This window comes from Streptomyces sp. NPDC013157 (assembly GCF_042899865.1).
Classification (GTDB): Bacteria; Actinomycetota; Actinomycetes; order Streptomycetales; family Streptomycetaceae; genus Streptomyces.
On record NZ_JBIBAK010000013.1, the window covers coordinates 212,679 to 234,736 of the forward strand.

The 22,058-nt window shown below is 70.4% G+C and carries 17 protein-coding genes and 3 pseudogenes; 11 read left to right on the forward strand and 9 right to left on the reverse strand.

The genetic code is table 11. From position 1 onward, the window contains the following. Positions 1–133: 133 nt before the first annotated feature. On the reverse strand, positions 134–988 hold the full coding sequence (locus ACFY6U_RS33665; RefSeq protein ID WP_390044281.1) for a L,D-transpeptidase family protein: 855 nt from the start codon (positions 986–988) through the stop codon (positions 134–136). Positions 989–1,094: 106 nt separating this feature from the next. Between ACFY6U_RS33665 and ACFY6U_RS33670 the strand changes: the two genes are divergently transcribed. Next, the gene (locus ACFY6U_RS33670; RefSeq protein WP_390044283.1) at positions 1,095–2,675 is read left to right on the forward strand and encodes a methylmalonyl-CoA mutase; all 1,581 of its coding nucleotides are present in this window, start codon (positions 1,095–1,097) and stop codon (positions 2,673–2,675) included. A 78-nt stretch (positions 2,676–2,753) separates the two neighbouring features. Continuing rightward, on the forward strand, positions 2,754–3,407 hold the full coding sequence (gene leuE, locus ACFY6U_RS33675) for a leucine efflux protein LeuE (protein ID WP_390044285.1): 654 nt from the start codon (positions 2,754–2,756) through the stop codon (positions 3,405–3,407). Between the two features lie 48 nt (positions 3,408–3,455). Here leuE and ACFY6U_RS33680 read toward each other — a convergent pair whose 3' ends face one another. After that, positions 3,456–4,835, reverse strand: coding sequence for an FAD-dependent monooxygenase (locus ACFY6U_RS33680; RefSeq protein ID WP_390044287.1), 1,380 nt, complete (start codon positions 4,833–4,835; stop codon positions 3,456–3,458). Positions 4,836–4,906: 71 nt separating this feature from the next. On the opposite strand from ACFY6U_RS33680, the gene ACFY6U_RS33685 reads away from it, so the two are divergent. Next, the gene (locus tag ACFY6U_RS33685) at positions 4,907–5,566 is read left to right on the forward strand and encodes a TetR/AcrR family transcriptional regulator C-terminal domain-containing protein (RefSeq protein ID WP_390044289.1); all 660 of its coding nucleotides are present in this window, start codon (positions 4,907–4,909) and stop codon (positions 5,564–5,566) included. A gap of 55 nt (positions 5,567–5,621) precedes the next feature. Here the strand turns inward: ACFY6U_RS33685 and ACFY6U_RS33690 are convergent, their stop codons facing one another. Both ACFY6U_RS33690 and ACFY6U_RS33695 read right to left on the reverse strand, forming a co-directional pair. Further along, a complete protein-coding gene (locus ACFY6U_RS33690; protein WP_390044291.1) occupies positions 5,622–6,032 on the reverse strand; it encodes a hypothetical protein in 411 nt (136 codons plus the stop codon). 266 nt (positions 6,033–6,298) lie between these two features. Then, positions 6,299–7,426 carry an acyltransferase family protein gene (locus tag ACFY6U_RS33695; RefSeq protein ID WP_390044293.1) on the reverse strand — a complete coding sequence of 376 codons (1,128 nt, stop codon included), beginning with the start codon at positions 7,424–7,426 and terminating at the stop codon, positions 6,299–6,301. Between the two features lie 262 nt (positions 7,427–7,688). Here ACFY6U_RS33695 and ACFY6U_RS33700 point away from each other — a divergent pair, with 262 nt between their 5' ends. Together ACFY6U_RS33700 and ACFY6U_RS33705 are read left to right on the forward strand one after the other, a co-directional pair. Continuing rightward, on the forward strand, positions 7,689–9,149 hold the full coding sequence (locus ACFY6U_RS33700; RefSeq protein ID WP_390044295.1) for a glycosyltransferase family 29 protein: 1,461 nt from the start codon (positions 7,689–7,691) through the stop codon (positions 9,147–9,149). Continuing rightward, positions 9,146–11,464 (forward strand): glycosyltransferase, encoded by a 2,319-nt coding sequence (locus ACFY6U_RS33705; RefSeq protein WP_390044297.1) that lies wholly within the window; start codon positions 9,146–9,148, stop codon positions 11,462–11,464. Before ACFY6U_RS33700 ends, ACFY6U_RS33705 begins: the two co-directional genes overlap by 4 nt. Before the next feature lie 146 nt (positions 11,465–11,610). Here ACFY6U_RS33705 and ACFY6U_RS33710 read toward each other — a convergent pair whose 3' ends face one another. Together ACFY6U_RS33710 and ACFY6U_RS33715 are read right to left on the reverse strand one after the other, a co-directional pair. Beyond that, on the reverse strand, positions 11,611–12,945 hold the full coding sequence (locus ACFY6U_RS33710; protein WP_390044299.1) for an alpha-2,8-polysialyltransferase family protein: 1,335 nt from the start codon (positions 12,943–12,945) through the stop codon (positions 11,611–11,613). Beyond that, entirely contained in the window at positions 12,942–13,919 is a 978-nt protein-coding gene (locus ACFY6U_RS33715; protein WP_351715083.1) for a glycosyltransferase family 2 protein, read from the reverse strand. The genes ACFY6U_RS33710 and ACFY6U_RS33715 overlap by 4 nt, the downstream gene beginning before the upstream one ends. 198 nt (positions 13,920–14,117) lie before the next feature. Between ACFY6U_RS33715 and ACFY6U_RS33720 the strand changes: the two genes are divergently transcribed. From ACFY6U_RS33720 to ACFY6U_RS33735, 4 genes are read left to right on the forward strand one after another with little or no spacing between them, the layout of a single operon-like run. Then, positions 14,118–15,440 carry a DUF6716 putative glycosyltransferase gene (locus tag ACFY6U_RS33720; RefSeq protein ID WP_390044301.1) on the forward strand — a complete coding sequence of 441 codons (1,323 nt, stop codon included), beginning with the start codon at positions 14,118–14,120 and terminating at the stop codon, positions 15,438–15,440. Positions 15,441–15,487: 47 nt separating this feature from the next. Continuing rightward, a complete protein-coding gene (locus ACFY6U_RS33725; RefSeq protein WP_390044302.1) occupies positions 15,488–16,738 on the forward strand; it encodes a cytidylyltransferase domain-containing protein in 1,251 nt (416 codons plus the stop codon). Between the two features lie 15 nt (positions 16,739–16,753). Beyond that, positions 16,754–17,689: an N-acetylneuraminate synthase family protein gene (locus ACFY6U_RS33730; RefSeq protein WP_390044304.1), complete on the forward strand. Its 936-nt coding sequence runs from the start codon at positions 16,754–16,756 to the stop codon at positions 17,687–17,689. Positions 17,690–17,736: 47 nt separating this feature from the next. Beyond that, positions 17,737–18,897: a hypothetical protein gene (locus ACFY6U_RS33735; RefSeq protein ID WP_390044306.1), complete on the forward strand. Its 1,161-nt coding sequence runs from the start codon at positions 17,737–17,739 to the stop codon at positions 18,895–18,897. Positions 18,898–19,014: 117 nt separating this feature from the next. Here ACFY6U_RS33735 and ACFY6U_RS33740 read toward each other — a convergent pair. Further along, positions 19,015–19,181 (reverse strand): annotated as a pseudogene (locus ACFY6U_RS33740) (DUF397 domain-containing protein); the annotation flags it as partial. Positions 19,182–19,191: 10 nt separating this feature from the next. Continuing rightward, positions 19,192–19,647 (reverse strand): annotated as a pseudogene (locus ACFY6U_RS33745) (DUF5753 domain-containing protein); the annotation flags it as partial. Here ACFY6U_RS33745 and ACFY6U_RS33750 point away from each other — a divergent pair. Both ACFY6U_RS33750 and ACFY6U_RS33755 read left to right on the forward strand, forming a co-directional pair. Next, positions 19,638–20,078, forward strand: a pseudogene (locus ACFY6U_RS33750) (hypothetical protein); the annotation flags it as partial. The pseudogenes ACFY6U_RS33745 and ACFY6U_RS33750 overlap by 10 nt on opposite strands. A 111-nt stretch (positions 20,079–20,189) precedes the next feature. After that, entirely contained in the window at positions 20,190–21,278 is a 1,089-nt protein-coding gene (locus ACFY6U_RS33755) for a glutamate--cysteine ligase (protein ID WP_390044308.1), read from the forward strand. A 40-nt stretch (positions 21,279–21,318) separates the two neighbouring features. Here ACFY6U_RS33755 and ACFY6U_RS33760 read toward each other — a convergent pair whose 3' ends face one another. Next, positions 21,319–21,975 carry a class I SAM-dependent DNA methyltransferase gene (locus ACFY6U_RS33760; protein ID WP_390044310.1) on the reverse strand — a complete coding sequence of 219 codons (657 nt, stop codon included), beginning with the start codon at positions 21,973–21,975 and terminating at the stop codon, positions 21,319–21,321. Between the last annotated feature and the right edge of the window lie 83 nt (positions 21,976–22,058).

Here is a 22,058-nt window from a genome sequence, read left to right on the forward strand (position 1 = left end):
GCGCAGTACAGAGTGAGCCGACTGGTCATCGGCCGTCGCACAGAGCCGGGGTTCCCCCCGTACCCGTGGCTCGTGCATCGGCGCGGGCGGGACACGTTCCCCCGGTCCCGCCCGCGCCCCGCTCGTCATCCGCTCACCAGGAGACGACGACCTTGTCGCCGTTCCTCACCTGGGCGAACAGATCCGCGATCGCCGCCTCGTCCCGCACGTTGACGCACCCGTGCGAGCCGCCCGCGTAGCCCCTCGCCGCGAAGTCGTAGGAGTAGTGGACCGCCTGGCCGCCGCTGAAGAACATCGCGTACGGCATCGACGAGTGGTAGAGCGTCGACACGTGGTGGCGGGACTTCCAGTAGACGTGGAACACCCCCTCACGGGTCGGGGTGTACTGCGCCCCGAACCGCACCGACATCGTCGACACCGTCCGCCCGTCGATCATCCAGCGCAGCGTCCGGCTGGTCTTGCTGATGCACAGCACCCGCCCGGTCAGACACCGCGGATCGGGCGCGGCGGCCGGCTGACCGCCCATCAGGTACAGCTCCCACTTCCCCGGCCTGTGCGTCATCCGCACCAGCCGCCGCCAGGTCACGGCGTCGGTCTCGCCCGTCTGCGGCAGCCCGCGCTTGCCCTGGAAGCCCTCGACGGCCTGGGCGGTGAGGTCGTCGTAGGTCCCCGTCGGCCCGTCGAACAGCCAGGCGACCTGGCGCAGCCGGGCCTGGAGCTCGCGGACGCCGGTGCCGGTGTCGCCGCGGGTGAACACGATGTGCGGCGGGACGGTCTCGACGGCGGACGGCGACGGGGAGGCGGAGGTGGCGGGAGCGGCGGGAGGGGGAGGGGCGGGAGCGGTGCCGACGGGTGTCGGGCTGTGCGGCAGGTCGATGTGGACGGGCGAGTGCCCCTTGGCGTCCCCGCCGCCCGGTGGCTGCACCGTGCACCCGCACAGCACGGCCAGTACGGCGGCCAGGATCCCCGAGTACCCCGAGAACTTCATGCCGAGGATGCTTCCCCGCGTGACCGCCGTTGAACAAAGGGGCATCGTAGGAACCAACAGACGTACCGGCATATTGGCGTATCGGCGTACTGCGGAGGTCACCGTCATGGCCCGTGAGTCCGAGTCCGGACTGCCCGTCGAGCCGGTCTACGGTCCGGGAGACCTCGCGGGCTGGGATCCGGCCGGGAAGCTCGGCGACCCGGGGGCGTACCCCTACACCCGGGGCGTCTACCCGAAGATGTACACCGGCCGTCCCTGGACCATGCGCCAGTACGCGGGGTTCGGTACGGCCGCGGAGTCCAACGCCCGCTACCGGCAGCTCATCGAGCACGGCACCACCGGTCTCTCCGTCGCCTTCGACCTGCCCACCCAGATGGGCCACGACTCGGACGCGCCCCTCGCGCACGGCGAGGTCGGCAAGGTGGGGGTGGCGATCGACTCGGTCGACGACATGCGGGTGCTCTTCGGCGGGATCCCCCTGGACAGGGTCTCGACGTCGATGACGATCAACGCACCGGCGGCCGTGCTCTTGCTGCTGTACCAGCTGGTGGCGGAGGAGCAGGGCGTACCGGCGGCGGCCCTGACCGGCACCATCCAGAACGACGTCCTGAAGGAGTACATCGCGCGGGGTACGTACATCTTCCCGCCCAAGCCGTCCCTGCGGCTGACCGCGGACGTCTTCGGGTACTGCCGGACCGCGATCCCGCGCTGGAACACGATCTCGATCTCCGGCTACCACATGGCCGAGGCGGGGGCCTCCCCCGTGCAGGAGATCGCCTTCACCCTGGCCGACGGCATCGAGTACGTGCGCACGGCGGTCGCGGCCGGCATGGACGTCGACGAGTTCGCGCCGCGTCTGTCCTTCTTCTTCGTGGCGCGTACGACGTTCCTGGAGGAGGTCGCCAAGTTCCGTGCGGCGCGCCGGATCTGGGCGCGGGTGATGCGGGAGGAGTTCGGCGCGCGGGACCCCAGGTCGCTGATGCTGCGCTTCCACACCCAGACGGCCGGCGTCCAGCTGACGGCCCAGCAGCCGGAGGTGAACCTGGTGCGGGTGGCGGTCCAGGCCCTGGGCGCGGTCCTCGGCGGCACCCAGTCGCTACACACCAACTCCTTCGACGAGGCGATCGCGCTGCCGACCGACACGAGCGCCCGCCTGGCCCTGCGCACCCAGCAGGTGCTGGCGTACGAGACCGACGTGACGGCGACGGTCGACCCCTTCGCGGGTTCGTACGCGGTGGAGCGGATGACGGACGACGTGGAGGCGGCGGCCCTCGCTCTGATGCGGCGGGTCGAGGACCTCGGCGGCGCGGTGGCGGCGATCGAGCACGGCTTCCAGAAGGGCGAGATCGAGCGGAACGCCTACCGCATCGCGCAGGAGACCGACGCCGGGGAGCGGGTGGTGGTCGGCGTCAACCGCTTCCGGCTGGACGAGGAGGAGCCGTACGAGCCGCTGCGCGTCGACCCGGCCATCGAGGCCCGGCAGGCGGAGCGCCTCGCCCTGCTGCGCGCCGACCGCGACCGGGCGGCCGTCGCCGGGGCCCTCGCCGCCCTGCAGAAGGCCGCCGAGGGCGACGACAACGTGCTTCCCCCGATGAAGGAGGCGCTGCGGGCGCGGGCCACGGTGGGCGAGGTGTGCGACGCGCTGCGGGAGGTGTGGGGGGTGTACGTCCCGACGGACGCGTTCTGACGGACGCGTTCTGACGAAGGCACCCAGGGCCGTACGGCACCCGGGGCGCTGTCGGACCCGCGTGCGAGACTACGTCTCATGTTCGGCGTCATCGATCTCCCCACCTACCTGGCAGGACTCGTCCTGATCGTCCTGCTGCCCGGCCCCAACTCCCTCTACGTGCTGTCCGTCGCCGCCCGGCAGGGCATCCGGGCCGGTTACACCGCCGCCGCGGGCGTGTGGTGCGGGGACACCGTGCTGATGACGCTGTCGGCGGCCGGGGTGGCCTCGCTGCTCAAGGCCAACGTCGTGCTGTTCGGGATCGTGAAGTACGCGGGCGCCGGCTATCTCACCTGGCTGGCGGCAGGGATGCTGCGGGCGGCCTGGGCGACGTGGCGGTCGCGAAGGGAACAGGCGGCGGAGCGGACGGCACCGGCCGCCGCCCCGGCGCAGGAGCGCCCGTACCGCCGGGCCCTGGTGATCAGCCTCTTCAACCCGAAGGCGATCCTGTTCTTCATCGCCTTCTTCGTGCAGTTCGTCGACCCGGGGTACGCCTACCCGGCGCTGTCCTTCGTCGTCCTCGGCACCTTCGCCCAGCTGGCCAGCTTCCTCTATCTCAGCGCCCTGATATTCAGCGGCACCAAGCTGGCCGACGCGTTCCGCCGCCGCAAGCGGATGGCGGCGACGGCCACGTCGGCGGCGGGGGTGCTGTTCCTCGGGTTCGCGGTGAAGCTGACGCTGGCCAGCGCCTGAGCGCGCTGCTCACCGACGCTCGGTGAGCTGCTCGGCGGCCCGGAGCGCTCAGGCCCCGGTGCGCGCCGCGTACGCCCGCAGTCCCTCGGCCGTCTCACCCGCCCAGCCCACATAGCCGTCCGGGCGGACCAGGAACACACCCGGGCCGTACGACTCCGGGGCCGGCAGGCCGCCGTCCATGCCGGTCACCGGTTCCGGGGTCAGCAGCGTCCAGTGCGGCCCCCGGAACGCGTCGAACATCCGCACCCCGTCCGCGTTCCGGCCGTCGGGCGCGCGGTCGCCCGCCCGCACCGGTCCGGGATGCGCCCGGGTCTCCTCGGTCAGCGAGGACTCCCGGTAGCCGATGCCCAGCTGCACGGTGGCCTCGCCCCGCCGGACCTCGCCGCGGTGGACGCTCGTCGAGAGGCCCAGCATGGCGGCGGCGTTCGCCCGGCGCTCCTCCTCGTACGTGTCCAGGAGCGCTTCCGGGGCCCGCCCGGCGAGCACCGCGGCCAGCTTCCAGCCCAGGTTGTAGGCGTCCTGGACGCTGGTGTTCAGGCCCTGGCCGCCGGCCGGGGAGTGGACATGGGCCGCGTCGCCGGCCAGGAAGACCCGGCCCACCCGGAACCGGTCGGCCAGCGCGGCGCGGGGGCGGAAGTCGGAGGCCCAGCGCACCTCGGCGATGTCCGCCGCGTCGAGGTGGGTGTACGTCGTCACCAGCCGGCGCAGGCCGTCCAGGGACAGGTCGGTCTCCGTGCCCTCGGGCAGCCGGGCGCTCAGCTGGAAGTCGTCGGTGCCGGCCAGCGGGCACAGCGCCACGCCGCAGCCGTCGTCGCCGACGAAGGTGTGCCAGTGCTCGCGGTCGAGGCCCCGCACGCGCAGGTCGGCCACCAGGAAGGGGCTCGGGTCGACCGGCTCGCCGGTCATCCCGACGCCCACCGCACGCCGTACGGTCGAACGCCCGCCGTCCGCCGCCACGACATACCGTGCGCGAGCCGAGGTGCCGTCGGCGAAGCGGGCGGTCACCCCCTCCGCGTCCTGTTCCAGGCCCGTCAGTCCGCGCCCGAACGCGACCCGGCCGCCCAGCTCCCGCAGCCGCGCGTACAGCACCTCCTGCGTGCGCCACTGCGCGACCATCAGCGGTTCGGTGTACGGCGCCCCCTCGTCCGCCGCCACCGAGTCGAACATCGGCTTCGTCCCGAGGGGCTCGCCGTTCTTCCAGAGCAGCTGGGGCGGGTAGGGGCCGCCGGCCGCGCGCATCGCGTCGAGCACGCCGAGGTCGTCGTACACCTCCTGCGTCCGGGGCTGGATCCCCTTGCCGCGCGAGCCAGGGAACAGCTTCTCGCCGGCCTCCACGACCCGTGCGTCCACCCCGCGCCGGGCGAGGTCGATCCCGAGGGCGAGCCCGGTGGGCCCGGCGCCCACGACCAGTACATCCATCGCATCCATCGCATTTCTCCTTAACGTCGTTAAGTGCCGTCGACGGCAAGGCTGCCCTTAACGCTGTTAAGCTGTCAAGCGTGAGTACGGAACGACGCGCCCCCCTCGACCGCCGCCGGGTCGCCGACACGGCCCTGCGCCTGCTGAACGAGGCCGGTCTGGAGGGGCTGACCCTGCGGGCCATCGCCAAGGAACTGGACGTCAAGGCCCCGGCCCTCTACTGGCACTTCAAGGACAAGCAGGCGCTGCTCGACGAGATGGCGACGGAGATGTACCGCCGCATGGCCGCGGTCACCCGGCTCGACCCCGCCGGCACCTGGCAGGACGGGCTGCGCACGGTGAGCGGAGGGCTGCGCACGGCCCTGCTCGGCTACCGCGACGGCGCGAAGGTCTACAGCGGCTCACGCTTCACGGGCATCGACCACGCCCCCGAGCAGGAGGCCTACCTGCGCATGATGACGGAGGCCGGCTTCACCCTCGCCCAGGCGGCCCAGGCGGGCATGACGACGAACGCCTACACCATCGGCTTCGTGACGGAAGAGCAGGGCGTACAGCCCCTCCCGGATGAACGCCGTGAGGGTTACGGCCTCGCGGAACGTGCCCGCCGACTGGCCGAGTTCCCGCTGGCGGCGGCGGCGGGAAAGGAAATCTTCGACGACTACGACCGCCACTTCGAAGAGGGTCTGGAAGTGGTCATCGCGGGGATCGCGGCGCGGTACGAAAGAGATGGTCGAACGTGAAGAGCCCGGTTCTGGATGATGTGACGACATCAGCCAGAACCGGGCTCGTGGGATTTCAGCAGTGGTCGGTGTTCGTTCCGTACCAGCCGCCCCACGTGTTCGTCGCGTAGTCGTCATAGTTGCAGTAGTAGTTTCCGGCCGCCGTCACGACCTTGACGGCCTTTCCGGCGGAGCTCTCGAAATAGCCGACGAGGCGCAGGGCTTTGCCGTTGCCCGGCATTTCCTTCCAGCCGCCGGCGCCCGACCAGGTGTGCCAGATGGTTCCGGAGGGCGCGACCCCGAAGCACTCGTCGGGCCCGTACTGCCAGGCTACGTAGTCGTACCCGTAATCGTTGACGTTTCCCGTGTAGCCGAAACAGGTGGCGGTTGCGGCGGCCGCGGGTGAGGACGACAGCCCCACCGCACCGAATGCGGCCAACGCCACTGCCGCAGCGGCGGCAGCCGATGAACGGAAACGAGACCTCACGAGCTCTCCTTTGTTCCCACGTGCATCGCTGGCTTCTTACGGATCACACGCTATGAAGAGCTGATCACGTCGTACAAGCGGTTTCCGGCTGACCTTGGTAAGTGGAGGTTATGCCTCCGTACAACCGCGTGAACGGCGGAATTCAGGGCCGCGACATGTTGCCAACCATGAGGTGGTGCGCATTATGGAACAACTGCAAGGAATCTGCGCCTCCGTATCCCGGCCGGACATCCGGACGAGGGCTTTCCGCGGTCCTGAAAACACCCCTACCCGGTCGCGGGCGGCGGGGCTTTCAGCGCCTTCCTCAGCCGTGGCCCGAACGGTGTCTCCACGAAGCGGTGGAGCAGCCAGGCGAGCCCGAGCATCGTGAGCACCGTCACCGCCAACGTGGGCCACGGCGGCACCCCCCACCCTCGGTGCAGCACCCGGATCACGAACCATCCGAGGTGTTCGTGCACGAGGTAGAAGGGGTACGTCAGTGCCCCGGCCGTGGTCAGCCACGGCCACGCCGCCCACCGCGTCCAGCCCGCCGCCACCGCCGCCACCGCGGCGTACGCCAGGGTGACGACGAGCATCACGACGTACGGGTCGCGCGGTGTGCCCGCGTGCCACAGCCCCTCGGTGGCCGTACGCAGCCCGAGGATCCAGGAGAGCGCCACGATGCCCCAGGGCAGCAGCCGGTTGCCGAAGCGGTGGACGAGGTAGAGGGCCAGGCCTCCGATGAAGTAGGGAGCGTACTGGGGCATCACGACCAGCTGGGCCCATGACCCGTCGCCGGCCGCGGTGGACAGGACGGCGGCCAGGGTCCACACCGAGCAGAACAGCACCACTCTGCGGTAGGTGACGCCCGGCAGGACGACGGTCAGCGCGAACAGCGCGTAGAAGCGGACCTCGACCCAGAGCGTCCAGCAGACGCCGAGCACCCGCGGTACGCCCATGGGCTGTTGGAGCATCGTCAGGTTGACCAGGAACTCGTCGAGGCGGACCGGGTGGACGACGGCGGGCAGGACCAGGGACGCCCCGGTGACCAGCACCAGAGCGACCCAGTAGGCGGGGTAGAGGCGGGCCGCGCGGGAGCGGAAGAAGTCGCCCAGCGAGCGGCCCCAGCTGCTCATGCAGATCACGAAGCCGCTGATGACGAAGAAGAACTCGACGCCGAGACAGCCGTAGACGGCCGCCCGGGACAGGGTCGGGAAGACGTGCTCGGGGTTCTGGTGCCAGGACGCGGAGACGACTCCGCCGCGTCCCGCGTAGTGGTAGAGGCAGACCATCAGGGCGGCGGCGAGCCGCAGTCCGTCGAGGGCGAGAAGTCGGGTGCGGGGGTGCCCGGGTGGGGCCGGGACGACCGGGGTCTTCGCAGGCGGGGGCGCCAGAGTGGGGGTCGCGAGTGGCATGGTCCGAGACGCCTACCCGAGTCCGGACCGTTAATCATCCGATCTGTTCGCAGGGTCCCCGGGACGTGGGAAGTCCCATACCGTCACCTGGGGGAATCATAGAAAGTGTGCGGTGAACCTGCTAACCATTCTCTTACCAGTCGGCGTTCGTTAACCATCTAGTCGTTTTGGCTTCCTAGTTTCTCCATCCATCCCCCCGGTGCGGGTCAACCCACCACACACAGCGATTACACAAGCTTTGCTTGGCAAAATCAGGAGAGCTATGACGAGGGTCCAGAACAGGCGGGCACCTGCGCGCGGAGGGGAGCTGGACGACTGCCTGCACGCCTGCGCTGTGCACAGCGGCAAAGTGGTCGGCAGCCTCGACCGCCGCCGCGCGGAGCTGGCGGAGCAGCTGCGCAAGCTGCTGGTGGTCGTCGCCACGGAAGGCACCACCACGCCCGCGCCCGCCTCGGCCGGGGGTGCGACGGCCCTCCTCAAGCGCGCCGTCAAGGGCGCCGCGAGCCCCTCGGGCGGGATCAACAACGACCTGCTGGACGCTCTGCTCGCGGTCGCCAACAAGGCCCTGGAGTGCGGCTACAACGACGAGCTGAACCTCGCCCTGGTGATCAGCGACACCGTCCTCGCCCAGCGCAAGAACTCCCGCGCCGGCTGGCGGCTGCGCGCCCGCATCCTGGAGGGTCTCGGCGAGGAGCGCGAGGCCGTCGAGGCCTACGAGCGCTACCTGGAACTCACCACCGACGACGGCTTCGGCGTCGCCAACCGGATATCCGGCATGCGCCGCGCCGCCGAACGCGAACGCGAACTGCTCGACCTCCTCAAGCGCCAGGTCCCCGCGGCCACGGACCACGTCCGCGGGCCCGCCACCGCCACCTGGGCCGAGGGCCTCGCCCTGCACGCCGTCGGCGACTGGCGGGCCGCCGAGCCCCGCCTGGTCGGCGCGCTGCTCGCCCTCGCCGAGGACGAGGCGCCGGTGAACGACCGGCAGGAGCTGCTCAGTCAGTACCTGGACCTGCGCCTGGCCGAGGGCAACGACGCCGGCATCGCCCAGGTCGTCGCGCTCTACTCCGAGCAGCGCCGGGTCCGGATGCGCGGCCCGGTCGCCAACCCGACCGTCGACGGCGTGCAGTGGATCAGCCTCGGCGAGTTCCGCAACCAGATCGCCGGCAAGTCCGTCTGCCTGATCGCCAACTCGGGCCGGGTCGGCGCCAGCGGCATCGGCAAGCAGATCGACGACTACGACCTGGTCGTGCGCTTCAACTCGTACAAGATCGACCCGAAGCACACCGGTGAGCGCACCGACATCCACGTCAGCATCCACAAGCACGCCTTCAACTGGGAGAAGCCGGTGACCACCCGGCTGATCTTCGGCGGCGTCTCGGGCGACTGGAAGCACTCGCTGCGCAACAAGCTGGTGCCCGGCGCCCAGAAGTACCTCGGCGACGAGTCACTGCGCTGGCCGATGCGGAACATCGGGCAGATCAGCACCGACACCTGGTCGGGCATCCCGACCTCCGGGTTCAACATGCTGTGGCTGCTGGACTTCCTGGACGTCAGCCCGACCCTGGACCTGATCGGCTTCGACTTCTACGAGAGCGGCGCCTACCGCGTGCAGGAGGCCATGAAGCTGGCCATCACCTCCGTGCACGAATACACCAGCGAGAAGGACTGGGTCATGCAGCGGGCCCAGAGCGTGACGGACATGAGGATCTCCCTGCGATGACGACCACCTTCACCTCGGCGATACCGAACACCGACGCCAGCGCGCTCACCAAGAAGCGCCGGATCGCGTTCGCGTCCTACGTGGACGAGAACTACCTGCCCGGCTTCCTGGTCCTGCTGCGCAGCCTCGCCCTGTCCAACCCGGGCGTCTGCGAGGACTTCGTCGTGCTCTACGACGACCTGCGCCCGGCCTCCATCGCCAAGATCCGCGCCCTGCACCCGCGGATCGTGCTGCAGCGGGTCAACGACACGCACTACGACTCGTACGTCAAGGGCGACCAGGACAACTACCTGGTCCGCAAGGCGTACTTCATCCTCGACATCTTCCGGCTGCGTGACTACGACACGGTCATCACCCTGGACACCGACATGGTCGTCCTCGGTGGTCTCGGCGAGCTCCTGGAGCTGCGCGAGGGTCTCGCCGCCGTCCCGCAGTTCTTCTACGGGCAGCACAAGCTGAACTCCGGTCTTCTGGTGATCCAGAAGGAGTACCTGTCCGACGAGTTCTGCGCGAAGATCGACAAGACCGGCCGCAGCGGCGACTACGAGCTGGACAAGCACGACCAGGGCATCCTGAACGCCGTCCTGGACGGTGACTTCGTCCGCCTCGACGCCAAGTACAACTTCGTCAAGCGGCGGCTCTCCGGCGACCTCCCGGTCCCGGAGGACACCAAGATCCTGCACTTCACCGGGCGCCACAAGCCCTGGCAGGGCGGCGAGAGCGGCTACGCGCAGGCCGAGGACCGCTGGCGCGAGTTCGAGATGACCGACGCCGAGTTCCACGCGGCCTACTTCGCCTCCTCCGGCGGCCTCCACCACGACCTGGTCGTCCACTTCGGCGCCCCGCACGTCAAGCGCACCGGTGACGTGGAGATCGCCCGCAAGGTGGCCGCCGCGCACATCGCCTCCGGCGACTACCAGGACGCCGTCGACGTCATGAGCAGCGTCCACATCCCGCTGGACGAGGCCTGGCCGCACGAGGTCCTCGGGCACGCCCTGATGAGCGTCTCCCGCTACGAGGAGGCCAAGACCCAGCTGCTGCTCGCCACCGCCGCCCCCAACCGGGCCGCCACCGCCTTCGCGCGGCTCGCCCAGATCGCCTGGGTGCACGGCGACAACACCGAGGCCCTCCGGTACGCCACCGCCGGCCTCACCGTCGACCCCACGCACCGCTCCAGCCGTCTGTGGGCCCAGCGCGCGGCCGCCGTCCCCTCCCAGGAGCAGGGCAGCGCCGAGGACCAGCTGGCGCACGTGGCCTTCTACATGGACCGGCAGGGCAACGCGGGCGACAAGCTGCTCCCGGAGACCGTCCGGCTCGGCTTCGGCCCGGACACCACCTCCCGGCGCTGGCACTCCGTCCACGCCCACCGCTACTTCGACAAGGCCGCCCTGGAGCGCGTCAACGCCCGCCGGGGCCTGGTCATCGGCGGCGGCGGTCTGTTCATCCCGGACACCATGCCCAACGGCAACAGCGCCTGGCAGTGGAACGTCCCGGACGAGCACCTGCGCGCCATCGACGTCCCGATCATGATCTACGCGGTCGGCTTCAACGCCTTCGACGGCCAGTCCTACCGCGCCCAGCGGTTCAACGACAGCCTGCGGCTGCTGGTCGAGAAGTCCTCCTTCTTCGGCCTGCGCAACCACGGCTCCATCGCCAAGGTCCGCGGCATGCTCCCGCCGGAGCTCCAGGACAAGGTCGTCTTCCAGCCCTGTCCCACCACGGTCATGCGCCAGCTGGTGACCGGCTGGACCGACCCGGCGTACCGCGAGGACACGGTCATGCTCAACGCGGCCTACGACCGCGCGGGGCTGCGCTTCGGCCACGACTACGCCCACTTCCTCGCCGAGATGGCCAAGGCCGTCCGCAAGATCGGCGAGCACACCGAGGTCAAGTGCGTGGCGCACTCCCTCGACGACGAGAAGATCGCCTTCGACCTGCGCCGCGAGCACGGCATCTCGCTGCCGGTGATCCCGATGTACGACTTCTCCAACGACGAGATCCGCGAGACGTACGCCAAGACCCGCCTGGTCATCGGCATGCGCGGGCACGCCGGCATGATCCCGTTCGGGGTCGGCACGCCGATCATCTCGCTGATCTCGCACCCGAAGATGGCGTACTTCCTCAACGACATCGAGCGGCCCGAGTGGGGCGTCTCGGTGCACGAGAAGAACCTCGGCGACATCCTCACCGAGCGCGCCATCGGCATCCTCGACAACCACGGCCGCACCGTCGCCGACGTGCACGACCGGCAGGAACAGCTCTGGAAGGTCACCCAGGAGAACCAGACCACGATCAAGAAGATCCTGGGCCGGTGACGCCGAAGGGGCGGGTCCCATGATCGGGACCCGCCCCTGTCGAGAAGCGGTACGTCAGCGCCCCGTTAGGGGCGCGGGGAACTGCGCGACCAGCCACATCGGAGCCGCAGCCGACCGACTACCTGACGTGGCGCTGCCAGCGGAGCTTACTTCCGCACAACCCGCCGCAGATTACGGGCCTTGCGCGCCATCCGCCGCACGGTCGCGTTGCGCGGCAGGAACGCCAGCTGCGCGGGCACCCCACCGGGCAGCCCGAGCGAGGTCAGACGCTTGCGCTTGAAGTAACGGATGGTGGTGTCGCTCAGGTGCTTGGTCAGATAGCGCTCGGTCTCCCCGCGCAGCTGCGGGTAGATCTTCGGCTGCATGGCGAAGCCCACCGCGCGGATCAGCTCGCCGAGCGCCTCGACGCTCATCCGCGGGCGCTGCTCCTCGACCGCCTTGCGGTCGGTGAGCTCGGGCACCAGCGCGTCGACGACGGTGACCGGGACGCGGTTGCTGTTCTCGTACGGCGTGAGCCTGTCGAGGAGCGTGTCGGTGCCGATGCGGGCGGTCGGCAGGCCGTACAGCGCGGACGCGGTGAGCAGCGCGGTGGAGAAGCAGCCGACGACCAGGGCGGGGCGCATCCGCTGGTAGAGCACCTCGGCGAGGACCGTGGTGTCCAGGACCGTGAGGTCGACCTTGAGCTTCTCGGCCTCCTGCTCCAGGGTGCGGGCGAACCGGGCCGGGGCGGAGGGGTGCGGCTTGAACACGACCTTGGTGTGGCCGAGCTGGACGGCGCCCTTCAACATCCGGACGTGCAGGTTCTCCTCCTGCTCCGGGGTGAGGATGTCGAGCGCGGAGAGGTACTGGCCGAGCAGCAGGGCCGGTTCCTCGATCTGCGGCAACTCGTCGCCGCTGGGGGCGAGTTCGGCGAGGACCTTGGTGAACGCCGCGGTCGGCACGACCTCGCCCTCGACACCGAACTCGGTGAGCAGCATCGGCTTCAGGCCGGGCACCAGGTCGAGGTGGAGGACCCGGTCGACGCGGGTGCCGACCAGCGGGTCGATCTTGTTGCGGGTCGGGCCGTAGCTCATCAGGCCGTCGGCGTAGACCGTGACCGGGGCGCCGGTGAAGATCTGGGTGAGGCTCTGCGAGGGGTTGACCTGGATCGACTCGACGGCGAACTCGATGTCGTCGTCGCCCAGCTGCCACTCGTGGCGCAGGAAGCGTTCCCACAGGGGCATGTCATCCACTCGGGGGGCCCAGCCGCCCGGGTGGAACGGGAAGATCGTCTCGTTGTACGAGATCACGTCGTCGAAGCGGTCGCGCAGCCGCTCGAAGCCGGGCGCCTCGTCCAGGCCCGGGGTGGTCTCGGGGGTCGCCGCGTTGTTGCAGACCAGCAGGATGCGCCGGTCGGCCGGGCGGAAGGCGCCGGAGTCCAGGGCGGCGGCGAGGGTGGCCGTGCCGTAGAGGGTGGACGCCTGGAAGATCTGGGTGGTCACGCGGCGGCTCCCGCGGGGGCGGGACGGCGGCGCAGCCGGCGCAGCTTGGTGGCGCGCTGGAGGTCCATGGAGTCCAGGGCCTCGTCCAGCACGTCCTGCGGCATGCGCCGCAGTGCGGCCGCACTCATGGATTTCAGCTTCTTCGCCACCGCGGGCTCGAACCTTTCGATGGATCCCAGGTGATGGGAAATGATGGCGCAATACGTACGGACGGCCTTCGGCAGGAGTTCCTTCGCGTCGGCGTCCTGTGCGGTTTCCTCGATCACCTGGTCGAACGCGCGAATGAAATCGAGCTGACGGACGTCGCCGATCTGCGTGAGTGAAGAGGCTACGCCACGCCGGTAGAAGACGCCGAGCAGGTTCACCGCCGCGAAGGACCCGGCTTCGCGGTGCAGCTTCCAGATCCACGGCCGGTCCTCGGCCGTGCGCAGCCCGTCCGTGAAATGCACGAGCCCCTTGTCCACCAGACGGCGGTGGTAGACGCCCGCCCACGCGTAGGCGTAGTCGACGGAGGTGGACCGGTCGGCGGGCAGGATGGCGTCCCGCGGGTTCATCACGACGTTGCGGCGGCCGACCGGCACCCGCGTCACGACCCGGGCGCGCGCGGTGCACTGCACATGATCGGTACGGACGAAGTCGCAGCCCAGCGACTCGATGGCGTCCACCAGTTGCGGGTAGTAGCCCGGCGCCAGCCAGTCGTCGCCGTCCAGGAAGGTCACGTACTCACCGCGCGCTTTGTCGATGCCGGTGTTGCGCGCGGTGGCCAGCCCTCCGTTCAGCTCGTGTCTGACATGGACCGCGCCGGGGAGCTCGCGCTCGGCCCGCGCGAGAATCTCTGGTGTCCCGTCGGTCGAGCAGTCGTCGACGAGAATGAATTCGAAGTCCTCACGCGCGTTCGCGCGCAGGCTCCTCAGGGTGTCGGGCGCGTATTGCTGCACGTTGTAGAACGGCACGATGACGGAGAGCTTGACCACGTGGAGGACGTTAGGCGGACGCCCGTCATCCGTCTTGACTGTCGCCTTGAATCCAGGTGAACGACGCGTGGCGAAGCTGTGAACCAGGCAATTTTGAGGGCTTATCCCGAGCTGATTCCCCATCCGGAGACGTGTTGTTAACCTTTTGTTGGATTCGGGTTCGGGAGTTCCTTGGAATGGCTTCCTAGCGTCTTCGATGTGCCAGCAAGTGCAACGAAGTCCCTGCGGGTGGCAGTCCTGGCGGATTCCGACACCCGGTGGAAGTGGGGGGCGCTCACCGCGAAGCGCCTGATTCCCAACGAAACCGACAGTTCGGACGTCCGGCTCGACGGCTACCTCCTGCGCGGCCGTGCCACCCCGACCGCCCGCCAGCTCCAGGAGGTCGGCGTCCATGCGGACTCGCTCCGCGAGGTCACGGCCGTCGAGTTCCTGAGAGAGATGGACCAGCAGGAGTACGACATCCTCGTCCTCTCCCTCGTCGGCGGCGGCACGCAGGCCATGCTGCACGGGCTGCGCAGCACCTGGGCCGGCCGGGAGAAGCGGCCCGTCGTCGTCACCGGCTATGTCGGCGTCGTCTACGAGAAGCTCGCCGACGGTCTGCTGCTGCGGCACGGCGCGGACCTCGTCCTCGCCAACTCCCGCCAGGACGCCGAGCGTTTCCGCGCGGTGTACGACGGGGTCGGCGCCGACTCCTCGTCGGTGACCGAGGTAGCGCTGCCGTTCCTCGGCGGGGCGCCCTACGAAGGCGAACACGACCCGTACACCGTGGTGTTCGCCGCCCAGCCCTCGGTCCCCGACAGCCGCAAGGACCGTACCTACCTGCTCGACCGGCTGATCGAACACGCCCGCAGGCACCCCGAGCGGGAGGTGCTGCTCAAGCTGCGCTCCAAGCCCGGCGAGCACACCACCCACATCGAGGAACTGCCGTACCAGAAGCTGGTCCAGGGCAAGGACGTGCCCGCCAACTTCCGCCTCGTCTACGGCCACATGGGCGAGGTGCTCGACCGCACCGACCTCCTGGTCACGATGAGCTCGACGGCCGCCCTGGAGTCCCTGCACCGCCGGATCCCCACCGTGGTCCTCACCGACCTCGGCATCCGCGAGGCGCTCGGCAACCACCACTTCGTCGGCTCCGGCTGCCTCGCCTCCTGGGACCAGCTCGACGCCGGACACCGCCCGGTGCCCGACGCCGAGTGGGTCTCACGGCAGGGCGTCGCCGCCGACGGCACCTACGCCACCGCCTTCGACGCGGGCCGCGAACGCATCGCGAAGCTGCTCGCACGGCCCGGCGGGCTGCCGCCCCTGAACCCGTACTACACACCCGAGACCGCGTCCGGTTACCTGCCCGGCATCCTGGCCCGCCACCACCTCGGCCCCGACGGCGTCCCGCTCCCGGGCGCGCCCGCCGCCGACAAGGCCCCGGGCCCCGTCCGCCAGATCGTGCGCCGGGCCGCACGCGGCGCCTACCGCCACGGCGTCCAGCGGGTGGCCCCCGTGATCCGACGAATGGGAGAGCTGTGAGCGACCGGATCCCGCGTCAAGCCTCAGTTGCCGAAGGAACAGAGCCGATGCCTCACCCCGAAGGGGCCGTAGTGCCCCGCGTCCTCGCCGTGATCCCCGCCCGGGGCGGCTCCAAGGGCGTGCCCGCCAAGAACCTCGCCCCGGTCGGTGGTGTCCCGCTGGTCGCCCGCGCGGTCCGCGAGTGCGTCGCCTCCCGCCTGGTCACCGACGTGGTCGTCTCCACCGACGACCAGGCGATCGCCGCGGCCGCCCGCTCCGCCGGCGCCGAGGTCGTGCTGCGCCCGGCCGCCATCGCCGGTGACACCGCCACCTCCGAGGCCGCCGTCCTGCACGCCATGGACGCCCACGAGGCGCTGCACGGCGCCACGGTCGACGTCGTGCTGCTCGTGCAGTGCACCAGCCCGTTCATCGTCCGCGAGGACATCGACGGGGTGGCCGGCGCGATCGTCGACAACGGCGCCGACACGGCCCTGACCGTCGCCCCCTTCCACGGCTTCGTCTGGCGCGACGAGGTGCACGCCCCGGTGCCGGTGGGCGCCGACGAGGCCACGGCCAGCGGCGGCTTCGGCGTCAACCACGACAAGTCGTTCCGCCCGCGCCGCCAGGACCGTCCCCAGGACTTCCTGGAGACCGGCGCCGCCTACGCGATGCGCGCCGACGGCTTCCGCGAGCACCAGCACCGCTTCTTCGGCCACACCGAACTGGTGCGGACCGACCCCGCGCGCGTCCTGGAGATCGACGACCCGCACGAGCTCGCGCGGGCCCGCGCCCTGGCCCCGCTCTTCGACGCGGACCGCCCCGGCGCGCTCCCGACCGCCGACGACGTCGACGCGGTCGTACTGGACTTCGACGGCACCCAGACCGACGACCGGGTGCTGATCGATGCCGATGGAAAGGAGTTCGTCTCCGTGCACCGCGGCGACGGACTCGGCATCGCCGCCCTGCGCAAGAGCGGGCTGAAGATGCTGATCCTCTCCACGGAGCAGAACCCGGTCGTCGCCGCCCGGGCCCGGAAGCTACAGATTCCGGTCCTGCACGGCATCGACCGCAAGGACCTCGCACTCAAGCAGTGGTGCGAGGAGCAGGGCATCGCTCCCGAGCGCGTGCTCTACGTCGGAAACGACGTCAATGACCTCCCGTGCTTCGCCGTAGCAGGCTGGCCCGTGGCGGTCGCGAGCGCCCACGACGTCGTACGCGGCGCCGCACGCGCGGTCACCACCCTCCCCGGCGGTGACGGCGCGATCCGAGAGATCGCCAGCTGGATCCTCGGCCCCTCTCTCGATTCCCTCCCGAAGTAAGGACACCCCACAGTCATGAGCAACTCCCGTCTGCGCCAGTTCGGTTCCCGTGAGGTCGGCCCCGGCAAGCCCGTCTACATCTGCGGCGAGATCGGCATCAACCACAACGGTGAGCTGGAGAACGCCTTCAAGCTGATCGACGTCGCCGCCGAGGCCGGCTGTGACGCCGTCAAGTTCCAGAAGCGCACTCCGGAGATCTGCACCCCGCGCGACCAGTGGGACATCGAGCGCGACACCCCCTGGGGCCGCATGACCTACATCGACTACCGCCACCGCGTGGAGTTCGGTGAGGACGAGTACCGTCAGATCGACGAGTACTGCAAGACCAAGAACATCGACTGGTTCGCCTCCCCGTGGGACACCGAGGCCGTCGCCTTCCTGGAGAAGTTCGACGTCCCCGCCCACAAGGTCGCCTCCGCCTCCCTCACGGACGACGAGCTGCTGAAGGCGCTGCGCGCCACCGGCCGTGCGGTCATCCTCTCCACGGGCATGTCGACCCCGAAGCAGATCCGCCACGCGGTCGAGGTCCTGGGCTCCGAGAACATCCTCATGTGCCACGCCACCTCCACCTACCCGGCGAAGGCCGAGGAGCTGAACCTCCGCGTGATCAACACGCTGGAGAAGGAGTACCCGAACGTGCCGATCGGCTACTCCGGCCACGAGACGGGCCTGCAGACCACCCTCGCCGCGGTCGCGCTCGGCGCCACCTTCGTCGAGCGTCACATCACCCTCGACCGCGCCATGTGGGGCTCCGACCAGGCCGCCTCCGTGGAGCCGCAGGGCCTCACCCGCCTGGTCCGCGACATCCGCATCATCTCCGAGTCCCTCGGCGACGGCGTCAAGAAGGTCTACGACTCCGAGCTCGGCCCGATGAAGAAGCTGCGCCGCGTCACCGGTGTCGTCGCCGAGGCGGAGATCGCCGCGGCCGCCGGCGAGCCGGTCCAGGTCTGAGCCCGAGCCTGATTGATGTGTTACGACGACGGGACGGTCGTACGTCGATGAGCCCCCGCGCCGGGAACACCGGCCCCCACACACTCGCGTTCGTCGAGAGTCCGGTGCAGCTGCTGAACGTGCTGGAGTGGGCGCATGCCCACGCCCTGCGCGGGGCGGCGGACCCCGTGCCGGCCGTGCCCAGCCAGGTACGGCGCCCGGCATCCGGCATATCTGCACCCGGCGCGGAACTCACGATCGTCGTCCTGTCCCCGACGGACCCCATGACCCGGGGCCAGCTGCGCCGCATGGCGGACCTGGCCCGGGACGAGGGATACCGGGTCCGCTGGGAGGAAGCACGGGGCGGTACCGCCGCCCCCTTCCAGACGATCGGCGGCCTGGCGGGTTCCCTCCGCCGGGCCGACCGCATCGTCATGGGAGACCCGTTCTCCCGCTACGTACAACTGCTCCTGACCATCACCCGCGCCCGTGATCTGGTCGTGGTCGACGACGGCACGGCCACGATGGAGTTCGTCGCCCAGCTGGCGCGCGGCGAACGCCTGGTCCGCTGGCACCGCAAGGGCGGCAGACCCGGCGCGCGGGACCTGCTCTTCGCCCCGGTCTCCTCCTCCGCCCGCCGCCGCCTCACCCCGAGCGACCGCCGCCGGGTGGAGGTCTTCTCCTCCATGCCGATGACGGAGACGCCGGCCGGGGTGACGGTCACCGCGAACGACTTCGGCTGGACCCGCGCGCGCTTCGGCCCGCCGCGCATCACCAAGGGCGCCGACATGGTCGGCACCTCCCTGGTGGAGACGGGGGTCGTGGACGGCGACCGCTACCTGGAGGCCGTCCAGACCCTGGCCAAGGCGCACGGCGCGACCCGCTACTTCGCGCACCGCCGCGAGAGCACCGAGAAACTCCACCGCCTGGCCGCCGAGACGGGCCTGGAGATAGTCCGCCCGGACCTCCCCCTGGAGCTGATCGCCCGCCGCGGCCCCATCGGCCGTACGATCCTCAGCTTCCCCTCGACGGTCGTGCACACCCTCCCGCTGGCCCTGGTCGGCACGGGCGTCCGCGTGGCCGTCTGCGACATCGACCCGGCCTGGCTGACGGAGAACGCGTCCCCGCGCGCCCAGGGCTTCCTGTCCGGCGTCACCGGGACGGCGAAGGACGTCCACCGGCTGGCGGCGGTGACTGGCCCGGCCCAGCCCCTGCTCACTCCCCCCTGATCACCGCCTTGCTGCGGGCGCGCCGCTGCTGCGGGCGCCGGACGCCCGTGTCCGTACCGGCCGGCGCGTCGCGTTCCGCGGATGGGGCGCGGAAATAGATCGAGCCCCGCCCGCGTCCTTCAAGGCTTCGACGAAGGAGGCGAAGGATGCGGGCGGGAAGACGAGGGTGCCGGCGTCCGGGTCCTTGGAGTCGCGGACGGATATGCGGGTGGGGGAGTTCGTATCTCTACGCAGGAGTCGCCGTCGCCGGGTCCGGAGTAGGACGACTTCCGCCAGGTGTCCATGGGGGGTGCCTCACAGCTCTTTCGCCAGCTTGCGGATGAAGTCACGTGAGCGCTCGGGGTCGAGCGACGCGGCCTCCACCTTATGAAAGAGCGTTCGAAAGGCGCCCAGCTGAGCCTCGGAGTCGATGAAGGCGGCACCGTGCGGGCCGTCGCGCACGACGGTGTCCAGCTTCGGCACGGCGCCTCCCGCATAGGTCATGGCGCTCGCCGCGCTGGTGAACCCCTCCAGGCTGAAGGGGATGACACGGACGGTGACGTGTTCCGCCTCCGACGACTCCGCGACGTGGGCGAGCTGAGTCCGTGCGGTGTTGCGGTCGCTGACCATGATGCGCAACGCGGCTTCGTGGATGACCGCCTCGTACGGGGTGTGCGCCAGGGTTGCCGCACGACGCAGCCGATGCCGGACCCGCAACTCGATCTCCTCGCCTGGGAGTTCCGGAACGCGGTCGGAGAAGACGGCTCGCGCCCCTTGCGGTGCTCTCGGCCATGACGCACGGGCGTGGCAGGCAGGCCCCGGCCATACTGGAATCGCTGGCAGCCGCCCTGAAGACCATCGACCGCGACAGTGCCGCGGTGTTCGTGCAGTTCGTCGATTCCTGCCTGGTCGATCCCCAGGCGAAGCAGATGTGGAGGGACCTGATGACCGCGATCCAGTACTTCTGGCGGCACCCGCTGGCGGAGCAGGTGCGTGAGGAAGGCCGGGAGGAAGGCCGGGAGCAGGGGCGTGTTCAGGAGCGTGCCGAGATGGTGCTGCGAGTTCTGGAATGGCGCGGTGTTCCGGTGAGTGACCCGGTGCGTGAGCGGGTGGACGCCTGCACCGATCTCGACCAGCTCGAACACTGGGCCCAGCGTGCGGTGCACGTCACGGACGCCGCGGAGCTGTTCGTCGAGGAGTGAACGTCCGTGCCGCCCTCGGGCTGTAGGCAGGTGTCCGTCGGCCCGGCCTGGGAAGTCGGGGAGGGACAGCCCGTCGGGCAGGGGCGCGGCGCGGATGGAGGGCGGCCTCACGTGCGTACCGTCGGAGTGGAGGAAGAGCTTCTTCTCGTGGACCCGGAGTCGGGTGAGCCCAAGGCGTCGGCCCCGGCCGTGCTGGCGCGGGCCTCGCTGGTGGATCCGGGGCAGGACGTGTTCGAGAAGGAGCTCTACGGGCAGATGCTGGAGTTCGCCACCCATCCGCAGGCGGACATGGCGGAGCTGGGGGAGGAGATCATCCGGTGTCGTAAGGAGGCCGCCCGGCTCGCCGGGGAGCTGGGGTGTGCCGTCGTCGCGCTCGCCACTTCGCCGCTGCCCGTAAGCCCCTCCATCAGCGTGAACCCGCGCTACCAGTGGCTGGCCGAGCAGTACGGCATCGCCACCCGGGAGCAGCTGGTGTGCGGATGCCATGTGCACGTTGCCGTGGAGTCCGACGAGGAGGGCGTGGAGGTTCTCGACCGGGTACGGCCGTGGCTGCCGGTGCTCGTCGCGATCAGCGGGAACTCGCCCTTCTGGCAGGGCACCGACACCGGCTACTCCAGCTACCGCAGCCGGGTGTGGTCGCGCTGGCCGTCCTCCGGTCCGACCGAGCTGTTCCGCTCCGCCGAGCGCTACCACCGGCTGGTGGCGGACATGGTGGCCACCGGCGTCATCCTGGACGAGGGGATGGTCTACTTCGACGCCCGGCTGGCCCGGCGCTACCCGACCGTGGAGATCCGGGTCGCCGACGTCTGCCTGCGCGCCGGGACCGCCGTGCTCGTGGCCACCCTCGCCCGTGCGCTGGTGGAGACGGCCGCGCGGGAGTGGCGGGCCGGGCGGGAGCCCGTCGACCACGGGGTGGGGCTGCAGCGGCTGGCCACCTGGCGGGCCGCACGGTCGGGGCTCGGCGGCGAACTGCTCGATCCCGGCACCCTGCGGCCCCGGGCGGCCCCGGCCGTACTGGAGTCACTGCTCGCGCACACCCGGGACGCCCTCGTCGGCAGCGGGGACCTGGCGGCCGTGGAAGAGGCCGTCGGGCGGCTGCTGCGGCGCGGCAACGGCGCCGACGAGCAGCGGGAGCTGCTGGAGGGCGCCGGGAGCCTGCGGGACGTCGTCACCGGGTGCGTGCTCCGTACCCAGGAGTGACGCCCCGCGTCCCCGCAGCCGATGCCCCGCCCGTGCCCGCTCAGCCCGGCTTGCGGGCCAGGACGAACGCCCGGGGCATCTTCTCCGACCCCAGCGGTTCCCGGATCAGGGTCGCCGCCACGTCCAGGCCCGCCTTGGCGAGCATGTCGCCGACCGCGTACGCGGGGCGCCAGTAGTAGCGCAGGTCGATCTCGTGGCCGAAGCGTTCCGTGAGGTGGAGGCCGGGCGTCTCGCCCTTCTGGAAGGACAGCAGCACGTGGCCGCCGGGGACCAGGACGCGGTGGAAGCCGGCGAAGGTCGCCGGGAGGTGGTCGTCGGGGATGTGGATGATCGAGTACAGGGCGAGGATCCCGCCGAGGGTCTCGTCGGGCAGGTCCAGCGAGGTCATGGAGCCCCGGTGGAACCGGACGGCGGGGTGGGCCTCGCGGGCCAGGGCGACCATGGCGGGCGAGAGGTCGATGCCGAAGGTCTGGACGCCCAGGTCGTTCAGGTGGGCCGTGATGTCGCCGGGGCCGCTGCCCAGGTCGGCCACGGGGGCGGTGCCGTTCGCCTTCACCAGCGCGGCGAAGGCGGCGATCATGGACATGTCTACAGGTAGGTCGGGTATGCCGGGGAAGGCGGCGGAGTAGTCCTTGGCGATCGTGTCGTAGGACGTACGGGTGGTCTGTATGAAGTCGGTCGTCTCCGGGTCCGTCACGGTCGCGCACGCTACCGGCCGGGCGGGGACCGTGTGGCGAAGTCGCGGTTGCGGCCCGGTCCCGTTTCGGTGGGTGGACAGGA